The following is a 16143-nucleotide window of genomic DNA, read 5'->3' as shown; positions in this document are numbered from 1 at the left end:
AAGAGCTGACGAACAAACATCAGCCCTTAAAAAATCATGATTAAACCAAAGAAGGCTTCAAATGCGGCAGTAAATACTTTGCAGTATAAGAACCCTTCACACCAATGAGATCCTCAGGAGTTCCCTCAAAAACAACATTTCCACCCCCATCGCCACCCTCAGGCCCAATATCAATCACCCAATCCGCAGACTTGATCATATCCATATTATGCTCAATCACTAAAATCGTATTTCCCTGCTCAATCAACGTATTCAAAGCAATCAACAACTTCTTAATATCATGGAAATGCAAACCAGTAGTCGGCTCATCAAAAATGAACATCGTTTTACTCGCACTATTTCCCTTAATTAAGAACGAAGCCAACTTAATCCGCTGCGCCTCACCACCAGACAAAGTATTAGAACTCTGTCCTAAATGAACATACCCTAACCCAACATCAACAAGCGGCTGCAACTTATTTAAAATTTTAGGCTCATTCTTGAAAAACCCTACCGCCTCATCAATCGTCAGATCCAGAATATCAGCCACATTTTTATCCTGATAAGTAATATCAAGAATCTGCTGCTTGAACCTGCGGCCACCACAAGCCTCACAAGGCAAGTAAATATCCGCCATGAACTGCATCTCAATCTTCACCTCACCCTCACCCTGACAAACATCACAACGGCCACCCTCCACATTGAAAGAAAATGCAGCAGGCTTTAACCCAGCCGCCTTCGCAGCAGGCAAAGCAGAAAACAAAGCACGAACATCATCCCAAGCCTTTACATACGTTACAGGATTAGAACGCGAAGAACGGCCAATAGGATTCTGATCCACCATTTCTACCTGGCTGATCAGCTCATAATTGCCGAATATCCCATCATATAAACCAGTTTGTTCACCAGCATAATTACCAATTGCCTTTTGTAACGCAGGATATAAAATCTTCTTGATCAAACTCGTTTTGCCCGATCCGGAAACCCCGCTCACAACCGTAAAAACACCAAGCGGAAACTTCACCTCAATATTCTTAAGATTATTCTCCCTTGCCCCCTTAATCAGAATATGGTCAGCCCACTTTCTTCTCACCACAGGAATAACTATATTTTCTTCACCAGACAAGTATTTCCCCGTCAAACTCTTTTTATCCTTAATGATCTCTTTATAAGTACCTGTAAAAACAAGATTCCCTCCTAAAGTACCTGCTTCAGGACCAATATCAATAATATGGTCCGCAGCCCTCATCATCTCCTCCTCATGCTCAACCACGATCACTGTGTTTCCAACATTACGCAAAGACTGCAACACCTCAATCAGTTTATTCGTGTCCCTTGGATGCAAACCAATACTAGGCTCATCCAATACATAAATAGAGCCCACCAAACTGCTGCCTAATGAAGTTGCTAAATTAATACGCTGAGATTCTCCACCCGATAGTGTATTAGATAACCTGTTTAAAGTTAAATACCCTAAACCAACATTATTCAGATAAAGCACACGGCTGGTCACTTCTGCCAATAAACGCTTTGAGATCTTAACATCCGTGTCAGATAGCTCCAGTTTATCAAAGAAATCCTGGATAATCGACAAAGGCATTAATACTACGTCTACAATTGACTTTCCACCAATCTTAACATAAGAAGCATCTTTACGCAACCTCGAACCCTTACAATCCGGACAAATAGTTTTTCCGCGGTAACGAGACAACATCACCCTATACTGGATTTTATAAGTCTGCTGCTCCAGCTCCTCAAAAAATGCATCCAGTCCTTCAAAATATTTATTACCGGTCCAGATTAACCGCTGTTCCTTCTCTGTTAACTCATTGAAAGGCCTGTGAATAGGAAAATCAAACTTCGATGCATTTTTAATCAGCTTATTCAACCACTCCCGCATTTTTTCACCACGCCACGGAGCGATTGCATTGTCATAAAGACTCTTGCTCTTATCAGGAACGACCAGATCCTCATCAATCCCAATCACATTTCCATACCCTTCACAACGCTTACAAGCACCATAAGGATTATTGAAACTGAAGAAATTCGGTGTAGGCTCTTCAAAACGAATCCCATCCAACTCAAAACGATCACAGAAATGAGTGACTTTCCCCTCATGCTCTACATAACAATCACCCTTACCTTCAAAAAAGGCAGTCTGAACAGAATCAGCCAGGCGGCTCATCGTTTCATCATCGTCATGGAAAACAATCCGGTCAATCAGGATCTTGATCGTATCAGAATCTTTAAGTTCAGTATCCTTAAACTGCTCATCTTCCAGCACAGCTTCAATTTTATGAACTGTATCTCCAAGATAAACCCTTAAAAATCCTTTCTGCAGCAATACAGCCAATTCCTCTTTAACAGATCTGTTATTGTGCGGATGAAGCGGGCAGAAAATTGTGGCCACGCTATCCTCTCCAAGTTTAGCTACAAAATCAACAACCGTACTTACGGTATCCTTTTTCACTACTACCCCGGATTCCGGAGAAATAGTTTTGCCAATTCTTGAAAAAAGCAATTTCAGATAATCATAAATTTCTGTTGAAGTACCAACCGTAGATCTCGGATTGGATGTAATTACCTTCTGTTCAATTGCGATGGCAGGGGCAATACCTTTGATATAATCAACATCCGGCTTGTTCATCCGGCCCATAAACTGACGGGCATAAGAAGAAAGACTTTCTACGTATCTTCTTTGTCCTTCGGCGTACAGCGTGTCAAAGGCAAGGGAAGATTTCCCTGAACCCGACATCCCAGTAATGACTACCAGCTTGTTTTTCGGTATTGCAACATCAATATTTTTGAGGTTATGTACCCTGGCACCCTTGATAATAATGTTTTTATGTGGATCTTTCTCCGTTTCCTTACTCATTGACTTCCTTATAGGATTTGCTAATATAACCCAAAAAACACAAAATTAGTTTGTAGGGAGAATGCAAAAATACGGCTCTTTAAACTAATTTAATTTTTTTTACTACTTTTATTCTTGTAATCTGATAAAAAAATGCTTCTTTTGGAGTTGTAACACAATCGATTAAATAACCATTTTTAAAAAACATAGGAGAACCACTATAGCAAAAACATCTACTCAATCTTTTTTTAGCACACCAAGCAAGGGAATTTAGTTTAGATAATCCTATGAAGTTACAATCATATAGTGATCAGGAATTAGTGAAGTTATACCTGAAAGGAAATGAATCAGTTCTTGAAGAACTCCTGAACAGATACAAATCCAAGATATACACCTCTATATACTTACTGGTCAAAGATCAGTATTTAGCAGAAGACATTTTTCAGGATGCTTTTATTAAAGTCATCAATACACTCCGTTCAGGAAGGTACAATGAAGAAGGTAAATTTTTACCCTGGGTAATGCGTATTGCCCACAATTTAGTCATCGATTATTTCAGACGCGAAAAGCGTGCGCCGGTAATTACCAGTGCAGATGGGACTGATATACTCAATATGCTGCAAATTCACGAAGAAAATGCAGAAGATAAATTACTGAGAGAACAAACCCATACTGACCTGCGTGTATTGATCCAGCTTTTGCCCGATGAACAGAAAGAAGTACTGATTATGCGCCATTATGCAGACCTTAGTTTTAAAGAAATAGCGGATCTTACCGATGTAAGTATCAATACGGCATTAGGCCGGATGCGATATGCCTTGAGTAATCTTCGTAAAATGATGAAAGTGAAGGAAGTGACCTAATCGGCTGAAATAGTCAGTGTTATAGTGTTTATCGTTTTAGCAGCGTCCCTATCAGGCCAGAATTAATCTGCTGAAACCCCGTAGTGCTCATAAGTTCAATAAAAACAGACAAACGGAAAAAACAATATGCTCTGATGAAAATAAATGTTAAATTGTTTCGTTAAATTAGAAAACGAAAACAGTTTAATGCTTATGATAACAACCTCTACTCCTATCACAAATTCCCACTGCTTAAATCAGCATGCTGAAAATATAAGCAGTGAGTTTTTCAACGACCTTGATTTAATGTTTTATGAAAGCATTAAATCTCAGATGGACTTGTTGAACAGAAACCCTGATGAGGAAACTATTTCCAAAATCCTGGCTTATTCCAAGTCTCTGTAATCAATCTAAAAGACAAAGCTGCCAGTGATGGCAGCTTTTTTTGTTTTATCTTTGTCCCACTATGCTTAAAAAAGAAAGGTATAAACAATTTGTAGCCTATTTTTCTGCTAAACAGCCCGATGCTGAAACAGAACTTCATTACAATAATCCTTTTCAGCTGCTGGTCGCTGTAATTTTATCCGCACAATGCACCGATAAAAGAATCAACCAGGTTACCCCCGCTTTATTTCAACGCTTTCCGAATGCGAAAGCACTTGCAGAGGTTACCCCCGATATTGTTTTCGATTATATCAGGAGTGTAAGTTATCCGAACAATAAAGCGAAACACCTGGTAGGTATGGCTAACATACTGTTAAACGAATTTAACAATGTAGTCCCCTCAGATATCGATCAATTGCAGAAAATGCCCGGAGTGGGCAGGAAAACTGCCAATGTAATTGCTTCAGTAATCTATAACGCACCAGCCATGGCCGTAGACACCCATGTATTCCGTGTAGCCAATCGGATTGGATTAACCACAGGAAAAACACCACTGGCAGTAGAAAAAGATCTGGTTAAGTATTTACCACAGGAAACTATTCATGTGGCCCATCACTGGCTGATCCTTCACGGCAGGTATGTTTGTGTTGCACGTTCCCCGAAATGTAATATTTGTGAAATCACTTCGATCTGCAAATACTTTGAAAAACTGAACAAGCCCGCTAAAGCTATTAGCCAGGAAGCGCATTAAATTCAATATTTTAAGATATTTTATTATTTATTGAAAATAATTACTTATTTTTGCTAAATAAATTAGTATAATTACTACTGTATATAGTTTTAAATATTTTATATTTACGACCTAATTAAATAAGATGATCCCAAACCCAGATAAATTAAAAGCATTACAACTTACATTAGATAAGTTAGAAAAATCTTACGGTAAAGGTGCCGTGATGAAATTAGGTGATACACCTACCGAATCTATTGAGTCTATCTCAACCGGCTCTATTACCTTAGATATCGCTTTAGGTATTGGTGGTGTACCAAAAGGACGTGTGATCGAGATTTACGGTCCGGAATCTTCTGGTAAAACTACTTTGGCAACCCATATCATTGCTGAAGCACAGAAAAAAGGTGGTGTAGCCGCATTTATTGATGCAGAACATGCATTTGATAAATTCTATGCAAAGAAATTAGGTGTAGATGTAGACAACCTTTTAATTGCACAGCCAGATAACGGTGAGCAGGCTTTAGAAATCGCTGATAACCTGATCAGATCAGGGGCTATTGATGTCATCGTGATTGACTCGGTTGCAGCTTTAGTACCAAAAGCAGAGATCGAAGGTGAAATGGGTGATTCTAAAATGGGTCTTCAGGCACGTTTAATGTCTCAGGCGCTAAGAAAGCTAACAGGAACAATTGCTAAAACAGGATGTTGCTGTATTTTCATCAACCAGTTACGTGAAAAAATTGGTGTGATGTTCGGTAACCCGGAAACAACAACTGGTGGTAATGCTTTGAAATTCTACGCTTCTGTACGTCTTGATATCCGCAGAACTTCTCAGATTAAAGATGCTGATGAAGTTTCAGGTAACAGAGTAAAAGTAAAAATCGTTAAAAACAAAGTAGCGCCTCCATTCCGAATTGCAGAATTCGATATTATGTTTGGTCAGGGAATCTCTAAAGTTGGTGAGATCATTGACTTAGGTGTAGACTTCAATATTGTTAAAAAAGCAGGTTCATGGTTCTCTTACGGTGAAACTAAATTAGGACAAGGAAGAGATGCTGTTAAACAGTTATTATTAGACAATCCAGAACTAGCTGACGAAATCGAAAGAAAAATCAGAGAAGAAGTAACTGGTGAGAAATTAGAAGAATTGTTGTAAGGTCAACATCACTAAATAAAAAAAGGGTGTGCCCCTGGTCTGCCTCAGAAAGTGTTTAACTTTTTGGGCAGACCAGGGGCACACCTTTTTTTTAACCCGGAAAATAACTTACGGGTTCATAAACTTCATATCCACGTTAACCGCCACATAAGCGGCTATAAATATAGCTGCAACCAGTACGACAAGACCGATATAGTTCTTATTTTTATCCTGTCTGATCATCCAGATCAAAAGCAAAATAAAAGGGATCAGCATCATGCCGAAAAATAAAAAACTCATTGAATTCATAACAAATTATTTTAGTGTCTTTAATATTAAATATACGCCTGTTACCCGAAGTAACAGCTTAAAACTCCATTCTTGATGCAGGAGCAATATCCTGACCAACAAACTCTTGATTGATAAATTTATAATGGCCGGCAATCGCAATCATTGCTGCATTATCGGTGCAAAATTGAAAAGCAGGAATAAAGACTTTCCAGCCCAGTTCTTCAGATTTCTCTTCCAGCGCCTTACGCAACCCGGTGTTTGCAGAAACACCACCAGCAATTGCAATCTCTTTAATATTATACTGCTTTGCTGCTTTCTTCACCTTGTTTAATAAAATATGTACAATGCTATGCTGTACAGAAGCACAAATATCATTCAGGTTCTCCTGAATAAAATCAGGATTCATCTTTTCCTGCGCCCTGATAAAATATAATATTGCAGTCTTTAAACCACTGAAACTATAATTCAAATCTTTGATCTGAGGTTCAGGAAATTTATAAGCCAGCGGATTACCCTTTGTTGCATGCAAATCAATCAGTGGCCCGCCAGGATAAGGAAGGTTCAGAATCTTGGCAGTTTTATCAAACGCTTCTCCCGCAGCATCATCCAGTGACTCCCCTACAATTTCCATATCAAAATAGTCTTTCACTAAAACAATTTGTGTATGCCCGCCAGAAACGGTTAAACATAAAAATGGAAATGAAGGTTTCGGATCATCAATAAAATGCGCAAGAATATGTGCGTGCATATGATTCACAGCGATAAGCGGCAAGTCTAAAGCCAGTGCAAAAGATTTCGCAAAGGACACGCCTACCAATAAAGATCCCAATAATCCCGGTCCCCTGGTAAAAGCTATGGCATTTATATCCTTTTTGCTAACTTTAGCGTCGATTAATGCCTGCTGAATTACTGGTACAATATTCTGTTGGTGGACTCTTGATGCTAATTCTGGAACTACACCTCCATAATTTTCATGAATAGTTTGGTTTGCAATAACATTGGCAGTAATTTTGCCGTTATTACAAATAGCAACAGAAGTTTCATCACAAGAGGATTCGATAGCAAGTATTACTGACACGTTGATTATTATTAAGCTACAAAACTATCAAAAAACTATTAAAAATACTTCTTTGGTTTATTGCATCGATTCTGCTGCTGCTCGCGATTATCTTATTTTCGCTTCAGTTCCGGCCTGTGCAGACATTTGTGGCAAAAAAAGCAGCAGATTACCTGTCTAAAGAATTAAACACGACGATTTCTTTACAAAGCATTTACGTTAAACCTTTCAAATATCTGGTCATTGAAGACCTTTTGGTACTTGATCAGCAAAAAGATACCCTGCTAAGTACGCCTAAATTTATTGTAGACCTCAACATGCTGTCTTTTGAAAAGCGGATCATTGACGTCAATACAGTACAATTGAATAATGGCTCTTTCTTCCTGAAAAAATATAAAGGAAAAGATAAGGGAACAAATCTTGACTTTATCATTGATTATTTTGATTCAGGTCCCTCAACCACTGTTAAAAAGAAAAAGAAGCCTTACAAGATTACCTTTAACCGGATAATCCTGAATAACCTGCAATTAAAATATAAAAACCTGAATGTCGATACCGTAATGAACGGGGTGAACTTTGAGGATGTGGAACTGACGAACCTGAACGGTATTTTCGAAAAGCTGAATACGACCGATCACCTGATGCAAGCGGATATAAAAAATCTGACTTTTAAAGAAAAAAGTGGTTTTTACCTGAAGAACCTATCCGCATTTACGACGGTAGATACCAACCGTATTGAACTTAAAAAGTTAACCCTGGTGACCAATAAAAGTCATCTGTCGGACTACTTCGAAATGAAGTTCCATGCTTTTGAAGACTTCAGCGACTATGTAAATAAGGTGAGAATGAAGGCTCATTTCAAAAACAGTCACCTGGATTCAAAAGATGTCGCCTATTTCACTTCTGAAGTTGCAAAGATGAACCTGAACATTGACATCGATGGACAGATTACTGGACTTGTGAATAACCTGAGGGCAAAAAAGCTCTCTGTTAAAGCCGGTAAGGCAACCTACATCAAAGGTGATTTTAACCTGAAAGGCCTGCCTGAACTCGATGAAACTTTTATGGAGATGAAGGTTGAGATGGCTTCCACTAATAAAAAGGATTTAGATGAACTGCTGACTGGTATAACCGGGAATCGTAAAACAGCAATCCCTGTGATCGTTCAGAAATTCGGTACTATTTATTTCAATGGGAACTTTACAGGTTTTCAAAATGACTTTATTGCTTTTGGCGAGTTTAAAACCAAATTAGGCAGAATCGTTTCAGATGTAAACATGAAAATCAGTAAGCAGGGAGTCCCTTCTTACTCCGGAAATGTAAAAACATACGACTTTAATTTAGGAAACCTGATTGATGAAAATAGTATTGGAAAGATAACCGCCTCGGTTTATGTGAAAGGTAAAGGTATAGAACTGAATAGCCTGACCGAGCAGGTCAATGGCGACGTAAAATATATCGACTTCAATAACTACCGTTATACCAATGTTAAAGTGGATGGAAAGTTTGACAAAAAATATTTCGACGGGAAACTGAGTATTGACGATAAGAATATAAAACTTGACTTTGACGGTGGGGTCAACTTAAATCCCAAACTTCCTGTATTCGACTTTAAGGCTTCTATCAAAAATGCCAAACTCCGTAATCTCCATTTGTTTAAAGACTCATTGATGGTAGATGCGACCTTCCAGACCAATTTTTCAGGGACTAACCTGAACAATATTCAAGGTGATTTACTGATTGAGAAAATAAGACTTAACAATGTAAAAGGAATCTATAACATTGACTCGGTTCAATTACAAGCAAAAGGAATTGGTGCAGACAGGATGTTAAGAATTAATTCTGACGTACTGGAAGCTAGTATTCAAGGTCAGTATGATCTGAATACCCTTCCTTCCTATTATAAATCACTTGCAAAAACTTACATCCCTTCTCTTAAAGCAGACATTGTAAATTTCAAAAACCAGATCTTTAAGTTCCAGCTTAAGATCAAACGTTTTGAGCCTGTTGCCGAATTAATTGCCCCAGGTCTGGAAATAGAAGATCAGGCAGAATTAGTAGGAAATTTTGATTCCGAAAAGAAAATAGCCACACTGAACGGATTCATCAAAAAACTGAAATATAAAGGGGTCATCGCTAACAATATTATTATCGATGAAAACACGACTACCAATCAGTTGCAGGCAATTATTACTTCCGATCGTGTAGACTTAAATGATAGTTTATATATCAAAAATGTCAACATTTCAAATGTACTTCGTAATGATAGTCTTGCACTCAACATCAAACTATCCAATGCAGATGATGCGAATCAGCTGGATTTAAACGGACTGGTAGAATTTGGAAAAGACACAACCCGTATCAGTGTCCTTCCTTCTATATTAAAAATTAACAGTCAGGATTGGGCTATTCAGGATAAAGTAAGAATAGGTTTTAAAAATGGTAAAACTGAGATTAGTAATTTTGATCTGCGAAATGGCAATCAGCTGTTAACTGTTGATGGAATTTTATCCGAAGATGTTAACGATGTTGTTAAAGTAGGGTTTAAAGACTTCAGCTTAAAAACACTAAACCCTTTCCTTAAAACAATTGGTGTACAATTATCTGGTCGTGTAAACGGTAATACGAAACTTTACGGCCTGTTGAAATCACCAAAGATCAATGATGATATTAAAATTGACTCCCTGAACTTCAATGATACTTACATAGGCTCTTTGACGGATACTTCTTCTTATAATCAGGAGTCCAATCTTGCCAATGTATTTACGCGGATCAACAGAGATGGGAAAGAAACCCTTAAAGTGAACGGGCGTCTGGATCTGAAGGAGAAAAACATAGACCTTACCGTGAAAATGGATGAAAGCGAACTGACTGTATTGTCTCCATTTGTAAGTGATCTGGTTTCTAACCTTAAAGGGCACATTTCTACTGACCTGACCATTAAAGGTGCATTTAATTCCCCGCAGATTGATGGGGATATTACGCTTGATGAAGCAGAATTAACCGTTAACTACTTAAAAACTGCTTATACGATATCGCAGAAAGTGAGTGTAGATAAAAGTGTAATCGACATTGACGATCTTGAATTAAAAGACTCCGGCGGTAATATTGCAACCGCTCAAGGTTCGGTAGATATGAACAATATCAATACGCCAACGCTGGACATTAACATTAAAGCCAAAAACTTCATGGCTTTAAATACGACGATCAAAGATAACGAACTCTATTTCGGACAAGCTTTTGCCACAGGTACTTTCATCTTCAAAGGCCCGACAAACAAGTTATTCATTGGAATCGATGCCAAAACAGAAAAAGGAACAGTATTCAATCTTCCATTAAATAGTTCAGAAACCGTTTCCAGTAAAGACTTCATTACCTTTTTGAGCAGGGATACCACTGCAAATGTTAAGAAAGCAATAAGCTTTGACGGGATCACCATGAGCTTTAAACTACAGGTTGACCCTAATAGTACGGCTAACCTGTTTACCAATCTGGGGAACTTAAGTGGAAAAGGGAATGCCGATCTTAACCTGGAAATCAATAGTCTTGGAGACTTTGAGATGTCAGGAGATTATATTATTGAATCGGGTAGTTTTGATTTTACCGCTCAGGAGATTATTAATAAGAAATTCAACATCAGGCAAGGGGGGACAATCAGGTGGACTGGAAATCCGACACAAGCCCAAATACAGCTTAAGGCGATCTATGAGCTTAGAGCAGGTCTTTCTGATCTGTATGCTGCTGCCAACAGAGATAATAGCAGTAACTCTCTATTAAGGGTGCCTGTAGAAGTAGAGATGGGATTAAGTGGTCTTTTATTGAAACCAGATATTAAGCTGGATATTTTCTTCCCTTCTAACCCATCGATTAAAGAAGAGCTTCAGGCTTACTTTAGTGATCCGAACAATCTGAACCTTCAGGCATTCAGTTTAATTATCAGGAGAAGTTTTGCTCCCGGAGGAGGTAAAGAAGATTTAGGTAAACAAGTAACTTCTGGTGTTGCCAGTACTGCAACAGAACTGCTCTTTAACCAGTTTAACAATGTATTATCTTCACTGAACCTTGATTTTGTAGATATTAATATCAGGTCACTCAGTGAAGCCAGTGCTTCGTTCAAGTTTTTCAATAACCGGATCATTGTCAATGCAGGCGTTATAGATAACAGAAGTACGAGTGATCTCTCGCCTATCGGATTTTCAAGAAATAGCGTGGGTAGTGAGGTTGAAGTCCTGGCACTCATCCGCAAGGATGGTACGCTGATTGGTAAGCTGGCCAATAAACCGCCTACACAACAAAGTATTTTTGTCAATACTGGAATAAATCAGAACGTGAATGTAACTTCATTCGGTCTGATTTATTCACAGCAATTTGATAATTTCAGAGAGTTTGTTCAAAAGGTTACGGGAAAATACCGCAAGAACTTAAAGAATAAACAAGATGACACGCGTCAGCATAAAAAACAATCTGTTAATAAAGATGCGGTCACCGAAGAACAAAAAAGGTTACTTAAAGAAGCGGTATTGACTACCCCTTCATTATAGTATGGCCCATTTTATCTCTTTTTGTTTTCAGGTAAGTCTCGTTATGTAAATTGCTCACAATTTCAATCGGGATATTCTCTACAACTTCTAAACCATAACCAATCAGCCCGGCTCTTTTAGTAGGGTTATTAGACATCAGGCGCATTTTACGAACGCCCTGTGCTCTTAAAATCTGTGCACCTACCCCATAATCACGTTCATCACCTTTAAAGCCTAATTTAATATTCGCTTCTACGGTATCAAAACCAGCATCCTGAAGGTTATAAGACAACAGTTTATTCACCAGACCGATACCACGGCCTTCCTGGTTCATATAAACTACAATTCCTTTACCTTCTTTTTCAATCATCTGTAATGCTTTATGCAGCTGAGGGCCGCAATCGCATCGGCAGGAGCCAAAAATATCACCGGTAACACATGAACTGTGCACTCTGACTAATATAGCTTCATCTGCTGTCCATTCGCCTTTGCTTAAGGCTAAATGCGTAGCATTGTTTTCCAGTTGTGTATAAGCAGTCATTTTAAAATCTCCCCATTCTGTAGGCAGATTAATCGTAACCTCTTCTTTAATCAGGCTATCGTTTTTCAGGCGATAAGCAATCAGATCTTTAATAGAGATTATTTTCAAATTGTGCTGTGCTGCTATTTTGATCAGGTCAGGCAATCTTGCCATCTCCCCGTCTTCTTTCATAATTTCGACCAGCACTCCTGCAGGTACCATGCCAGCTAATCTCGCTAAATCTACAGCTGCTTCTGTATGGCCTGCACGTCTCAGTACCCCACCGTCTTTAGCACGCAAAGGGAATATATGTCCGGGTCTGCCCAGTTCATCAGGGTTCGTATCAGGATTAATTAATGCCAGGATTGTCTTAGAACGATCAGACGCAGAAATACCGGTGGTACAACCATGTCCTATCAGATCTACAGAGACCGTAAAATTAGTTTCATAAGCTGCAGTGTTTTTACCGACCATCAGCTCCAGATTTAATTCATCACATCTTTCTTCAGTAATTGCGGCACAGATCAGGCCTCTTCCGTGTGTTGCCATGAAGTTGATAACTTCAGGTGTTGCATTACCAGCGGCAGTAAGGAAGTCGCCTTCATTTTCACGATCCTCATCGTCAACAACAATAACAACTTTACCGGCTTTTATAGCTGCAACAGCATCTTCTATTGCGTTCAGTTTAATTTCCATTTTATGATCAGACCTTCAACAAAGGATATATAATTAAATCCGATTTGAGATTCATAAACAAAGTTACAACCTTCCCCGGATAATATATATTTAAAATATCATCGTTAAGTAAGACTCTGATTAAAGGCTTATTATTCTGTAAACTGTTATTTACCGGAGGCCTTGCTCTTTTTGAAAAGTCTCATGACCAGTGACTTATAGTAAGTAAGATCAAAGAGTGCGGAATCGACTGTGGCTTTATAGGTTAAAAATGCCCCAACTGGCGATAAGACAATAATTGCCATCCAGATACCAACCACAGGATGTATATTACCCTGATTGGCAGACTTTTCTGCTACCGTAGAAATGATATGGTAAAAAAGAAAGAAGATAATGGCCATAACTACAGGTAAACCCAGACCGCCTTTGCGGATAATGGCCCCTAGCGGAGCACCAATAAAGAACAACATCAAACAGGAAACTGCTAATGTAAATTTCCGCTGGTATTCTATTCTGATTCTGATCAGGTTTGCCACCTTATCTTCATGATCCGGAATCTTGCCCTCTACAGTCTGTTTAATTGAATTGGCCTGATCTAATGCGGCCTGAACGATATTCATCCTTTTAGCTTCGGGAAATTCAGTCAGGATATCTGCATTAATTTTTGCCGGCGCAACTTTAGCTTTGGTATAACCTTTAGTATAATTGTTCTGTTTATAGTAGTTGCCAATATTAACCCTTGCATACCGGTTTACACTATCCAGCTCTTTCGTCAGGGAATCTGATTTATGGGTCAGCCCCTTAAGGTTGAGCATCTGGTTATTTGACCTGAAACTATTCTCATCTGTCCGGTTCATTTTAAAACTGGACAGATCAAATTTCTGTTCTGTTTGCCCAAAGCGCATCCTGGTTAATTGCTGCCTTGGATCATACCCTTTATTTTGTCCGCTGGACTCTTCGTACCTGACCCCGTCATTCAGCTTTAAAATCAGGTATTGTTTGTCTTTAGTGGTATTCATTGTGCCATCCTTAGCCACAATGATTTTTGCTACACCCTGATTTCCGGTATGGTCATATATCATGATCCCTTTTAAAGAGGTACCATCCGCTCCTTTTTCATCTACACGAATTGAATAACCAGGGATACTATTATTAAATACACCTTCTTTAATCAGAAAAGACAATTTCTTATTCCTGACATCCCATAGCAGGGAGCCAAATTTAAGGTTGGCTTTTGGCAGCATGTATTCTGAAAACAGAAAAGATGAAAAAGCAATGCCAATGATTAGTACGAGTAATGGCCGCATAGCCTTTTGTAAGGAGATCCCTGCCGATTTAATTGCCACCAGCTCATAGTTCTCCCCTAATGTCCCGAAAGTCATGATAGAGGACAGTAATATCGCTAATGGCAAAGCCATCGATACATTTGCAGCTGAGGCATAAAACATCAGCTCCACAATCGTATACCATTCAAATCCCTTTCCGATCAGATCATCTACATATTTGAACAGGAAAAACATAAGCAAAATAAACATCACTATAAAAAAAGTGACGATAAATGGTCTTATGAATGCTTTAAGAAGTAGTATGTGTATCTTTTTCAATGTTACAAATGTAGGCAATGCAACTCAAATACTATAATACTATGCTCCGATTACACTATGGAGGTAAGTAATCTGGTTATCCCAAATCTGGGTTCTTTCTTTAAGTGTTTCTTCAGTTGCGAAATCAGTAATAGACAGGGCTACATCGTTCGTTAATTCATCCTGTACAATTTCCATTTCAAAATAACAGTGTGGTTCATCATCAATCCATTTGAACTTCACCATCTTATTTTCTTTAAAACTTAACATTTTTGCTTTCTGCACTTCATCATCCCAGGTGAAGGTATAAACCTGATCACGGAAAACTACATCATCAGCAAACCATTGAGACAAGCCATTTGGCTCACTTATAAAGCTAAACAAAATACGCGGAGACGACTTCAACTCATATTCCAGGGTAAATTTTTTCTTTTCTGACATCTTAAATCGCTTATATCTTGTTATTTGTAAATTATTTTTATTTTTTTTCCTAAAGAAAAGTATTTTATTCTATATTTGCAACTCTTAAAAAATAAGAAGCCCACGGCGGGGTAGCTCAGATGGTTAGAGCGCAGGATTCATAACCCTGAGGTCGGCAGTTCGATCCTGCTCCCCGCTACTTTGATTATCGATCCCTTAGACTTAAAAATCTAAGGGATTTTTGCTTTTAAATGGGTTTAAATGCTGTTTTTAATTATTAACAGTAAATGTCTGCTCATGACGAATATAGATAAATCAAACCATCTTTCATAAGATATTCAAACTAAATCTCCTTCATTTGGCGCATTAAGTGGCGCAGAACTTATGCTCTGTTTGGAATAGTCTTCCTGACACTTCAACTCAAAATAAGAGTTTTTTGCTGTTATCTGTATATCAAAATGATGACAAAGGCTGATAGTAACTAATCATGTTTGTTTGTATCAAGGTATTCTTTTAGATCATAAATATATTTACAGTAGGTAATGAATACCTGCAAATTGGCAAATAAGGTCTCTTTATCCACCAATTTCCCAGTTGGATGTCCTGCACCATTCCTATTACTTCGAATCATCTCAAAAACCCCAATTAAAGTATTTGCATATTTATCTTTCAATAAATAGGGCAAATTAACTAATAGCCTTTTGATCGATTTATCAAATTCATCAAATTGTGTTTTTATAAATCTTCCCTCTATTTTCTTTAGGGAAACATTCTTTGCCGATTCATCATGAAATGAATTCACATAGGAATCTATGAGAATTAAGAGGGCTTTTTCAGATGCACATCCCAAAGTAATCGTCGCTGATAACAACTGATTAATATTATAGGTTCTAACACTTTCCGCAAGATATGTCTCAATAATAGGATCTAATTCGGGGATTTCTTTTTTTATTCTATTTAAATAGCCAGCAGGATCATTTGGAACTGGTTTTACAGACCCAATAATAGCGCTTCCATAATCTGTAACACTTAGATGCGGCCAAGTATCATTATGGTAATCTCCGATAGTTAGAACTTGCTCTATAATAAGGTTCCAAATTATTGCTCTATGCCCTTGATCAAATAATTGCAATAGCATTTACGCTTGTTA

At 38.2% G+C, this 16143-nt stretch carries 12 protein-coding genes and 1 tRNA gene; 6 read left to right on the top strand and 7 right to left on the bottom strand.

Features of this window, described 5'->3' with window-relative positions; translation table 11 throughout:
* Nucleotides 1–40 precede the first annotated feature (40 nt).
* Nucleotides 41–2854 (bottom strand): excinuclease ABC subunit UvrA, encoded by a 2814-nt coding sequence (gene uvrA, locus AY601_RS24010; RefSeq protein ID WP_068406216.1) that lies wholly within the window; start codon nt 2852–2854, stop codon nt 41–43.
* A gap of 266 nt (nt 2855–3120) precedes the next feature.
* Here uvrA and AY601_RS24005 point away from each other — a divergent pair, with 266 nt between their 5' ends.
* The 4 genes from AY601_RS24005 to recA all read left to right on the top strand — a co-directional run bounded on the left by AY601_RS24005 (nt 3121) and on the right by recA (nt 5948).
* Nucleotides 3121–3696 (top strand): RNA polymerase sigma factor, encoded by a 576-nt coding sequence (locus AY601_RS24005; RefSeq protein WP_068406212.1) that lies wholly within the window; start codon nt 3121–3123, stop codon nt 3694–3696.
* A gap of 186 nt (nt 3697–3882) precedes the next feature.
* Nucleotides 3883–4080, top strand: coding sequence for a hypothetical protein (locus AY601_RS24000; RefSeq protein ID WP_068406209.1), 198 nt, complete (start codon nt 3883–3885; stop codon nt 4078–4080).
* Nucleotides 4081–4141: 61 nt separating this feature from the next.
* Nucleotides 4142–4810: an endonuclease III gene (nth, locus tag AY601_RS23995; RefSeq protein ID WP_068406206.1), complete on the top strand. Its 669-nt coding sequence runs from the start codon at nt 4142–4144 to the stop codon at nt 4808–4810.
* A gap of 124 nt (nt 4811–4934) precedes the next feature.
* Nucleotides 4935–5948, top strand: coding sequence for a recombinase RecA (gene recA, locus AY601_RS23990; protein ID WP_183868471.1), 1014 nt, complete (start codon nt 4935–4937; stop codon nt 5946–5948).
* 108 nt (nt 5949–6056) lie between these two features.
* On the opposite strand, the gene AY601_RS23985 is transcribed toward recA, so the two are convergent.
* Both AY601_RS23985 and tsaD read right to left on the bottom strand, forming a co-directional pair.
* Nucleotides 6057–6236 carry a hypothetical protein gene (locus tag AY601_RS23985; protein ID WP_068406203.1) on the bottom strand — a complete coding sequence of 60 codons (180 nt, stop codon included), beginning with the start codon at nt 6234–6236 and terminating at the stop codon, nt 6057–6059.
* Nucleotides 6237–6294: 58 nt separating this feature from the next.
* Nucleotides 6295–7296, bottom strand: a complete 1002-nt coding sequence (gene tsaD / locus AY601_RS23980) for a tRNA (adenosine(37)-N6)-threonylcarbamoyltransferase complex transferase subunit TsaD (RefSeq protein WP_068406200.1) — start codon at nt 7294–7296, stop codon at nt 6295–6297.
* A gap of 128 nt (nt 7297–7424) precedes the next feature.
* Here tsaD and AY601_RS23975 point away from each other — a divergent pair, with 128 nt between their 5' ends.
* On the top strand, nt 7425–11816 hold the full coding sequence (locus AY601_RS23975) for a translocation/assembly module TamB domain-containing protein (protein ID WP_232324661.1): 4392 nt from the start codon (nt 7425–7427) through the stop codon (nt 11814–11816).
* Here the strand turns inward: AY601_RS23975 and AY601_RS23970 are convergent.
* The 3 genes from AY601_RS23970 to AY601_RS23960 all read right to left on the bottom strand — a co-directional run bounded on the left by AY601_RS23970 (nt 11800) and on the right by AY601_RS23960 (nt 15014).
* Entirely contained in the window at nt 11800–13011 is a 1212-nt protein-coding gene (locus tag AY601_RS23970; RefSeq protein WP_068406193.1) for a bifunctional 3,4-dihydroxy-2-butanone-4-phosphate synthase/GTP cyclohydrolase II, read from the bottom strand. The two genes, AY601_RS23975 and AY601_RS23970, sit on opposite strands and share 17 nt — an antisense overlap.
* 146 nt (nt 13012–13157) lie before the next feature.
* Nucleotides 13158–14594 carry an LptF/LptG family permease gene (locus tag AY601_RS23965; RefSeq protein WP_068406191.1) on the bottom strand — a complete coding sequence of 479 codons (1437 nt, stop codon included), beginning with the start codon at nt 14592–14594 and terminating at the stop codon, nt 13158–13160.
* A gap of 39 nt (nt 14595–14633) precedes the next feature.
* A complete protein-coding gene (locus AY601_RS23960; protein WP_041882351.1) occupies nt 14634–15014 on the bottom strand; it encodes an START-like domain-containing protein in 381 nt (126 codons plus the stop codon).
* Nucleotides 15015–15118: 104 nt separating this feature from the next.
* Between AY601_RS23960 and AY601_RS23955 the strand changes: the two genes are divergently transcribed.
* Nucleotides 15119–15192: transfer RNA gene (locus AY601_RS23955), tRNA-Met, on the top strand.
* 282 nt (nt 15193–15474) lie between these two features.
* On the opposite strand, the gene AY601_RS23950 is transcribed toward AY601_RS23955, so the two are convergent.
* Nucleotides 15475–16131 carry a hypothetical protein gene (locus AY601_RS23950; protein WP_068406188.1) on the bottom strand — a complete coding sequence of 219 codons (657 nt, stop codon included), beginning with the start codon at nt 16129–16131 and terminating at the stop codon, nt 15475–15477.
* Nucleotides 16132–16143 lie beyond the last annotated feature (12 nt).

The organism is Pedobacter cryoconitis (genome assembly GCF_001590605.1).
GTDB classification, from domain to species: Bacteria; Bacteroidota; Bacteroidia; order Sphingobacteriales; family Sphingobacteriaceae; genus Pedobacter; species Pedobacter cryoconitis_A.
The sequence above is the reverse complement of the archived record's forward strand: the minus strand, read 5'-3'. Positions and strand labels throughout refer to the sequence as shown.

Coding starts and splice junctions, on each gene's coding strand:
- AY601_RS23970 (WP_068406193.1), bottom strand. CDS start 13,011: ATGGAAATTAAACTGAACGCAATAGAAGATGCTGTTGCAGCTATAAAA.
- AY601_RS23950 (WP_068406188.1), bottom strand. CDS start 16,131: ATGCTATTGCAATTATTTGATCAAGGGCATAGAGCAATAATTTGGAAC.
- AY601_RS24005 (WP_068406212.1), top strand. CDS start 3,121: ATGAAGTTACAATCATATAGTGATCAGGAATTAGTGAAGTTATACCTG.
- AY601_RS23960 (WP_041882351.1), bottom strand. CDS start 15,014: ATGTCAGAAAAGAAAAAATTTACCCTGGAATATGAGTTGAAGTCGTCT.
- AY601_RS23985 (WP_068406203.1), bottom strand. CDS start 6,236: ATGAATTCAATGAGTTTTTTATTTTTCGGCATGATGCTGATCCCTTTT.
- nth (WP_068406206.1), top strand. CDS start 4,142: ATGCTTAAAAAAGAAAGGTATAAACAATTTGTAGCCTATTTTTCTGCT.
- uvrA (WP_068406216.1), bottom strand. CDS start 2,854: ATGAGTAAGGAAACGGAGAAAGATCCACATAAAAACATTATTATCAAG.
- AY601_RS24000 (WP_068406209.1), top strand. CDS start 3,883: ATGCTTATGATAACAACCTCTACTCCTATCACAAATTCCCACTGCTTA.
- recA (WP_183868471.1), top strand. CDS start 4,935: ATGATCCCAAACCCAGATAAATTAAAAGCATTACAACTTACATTAGAT.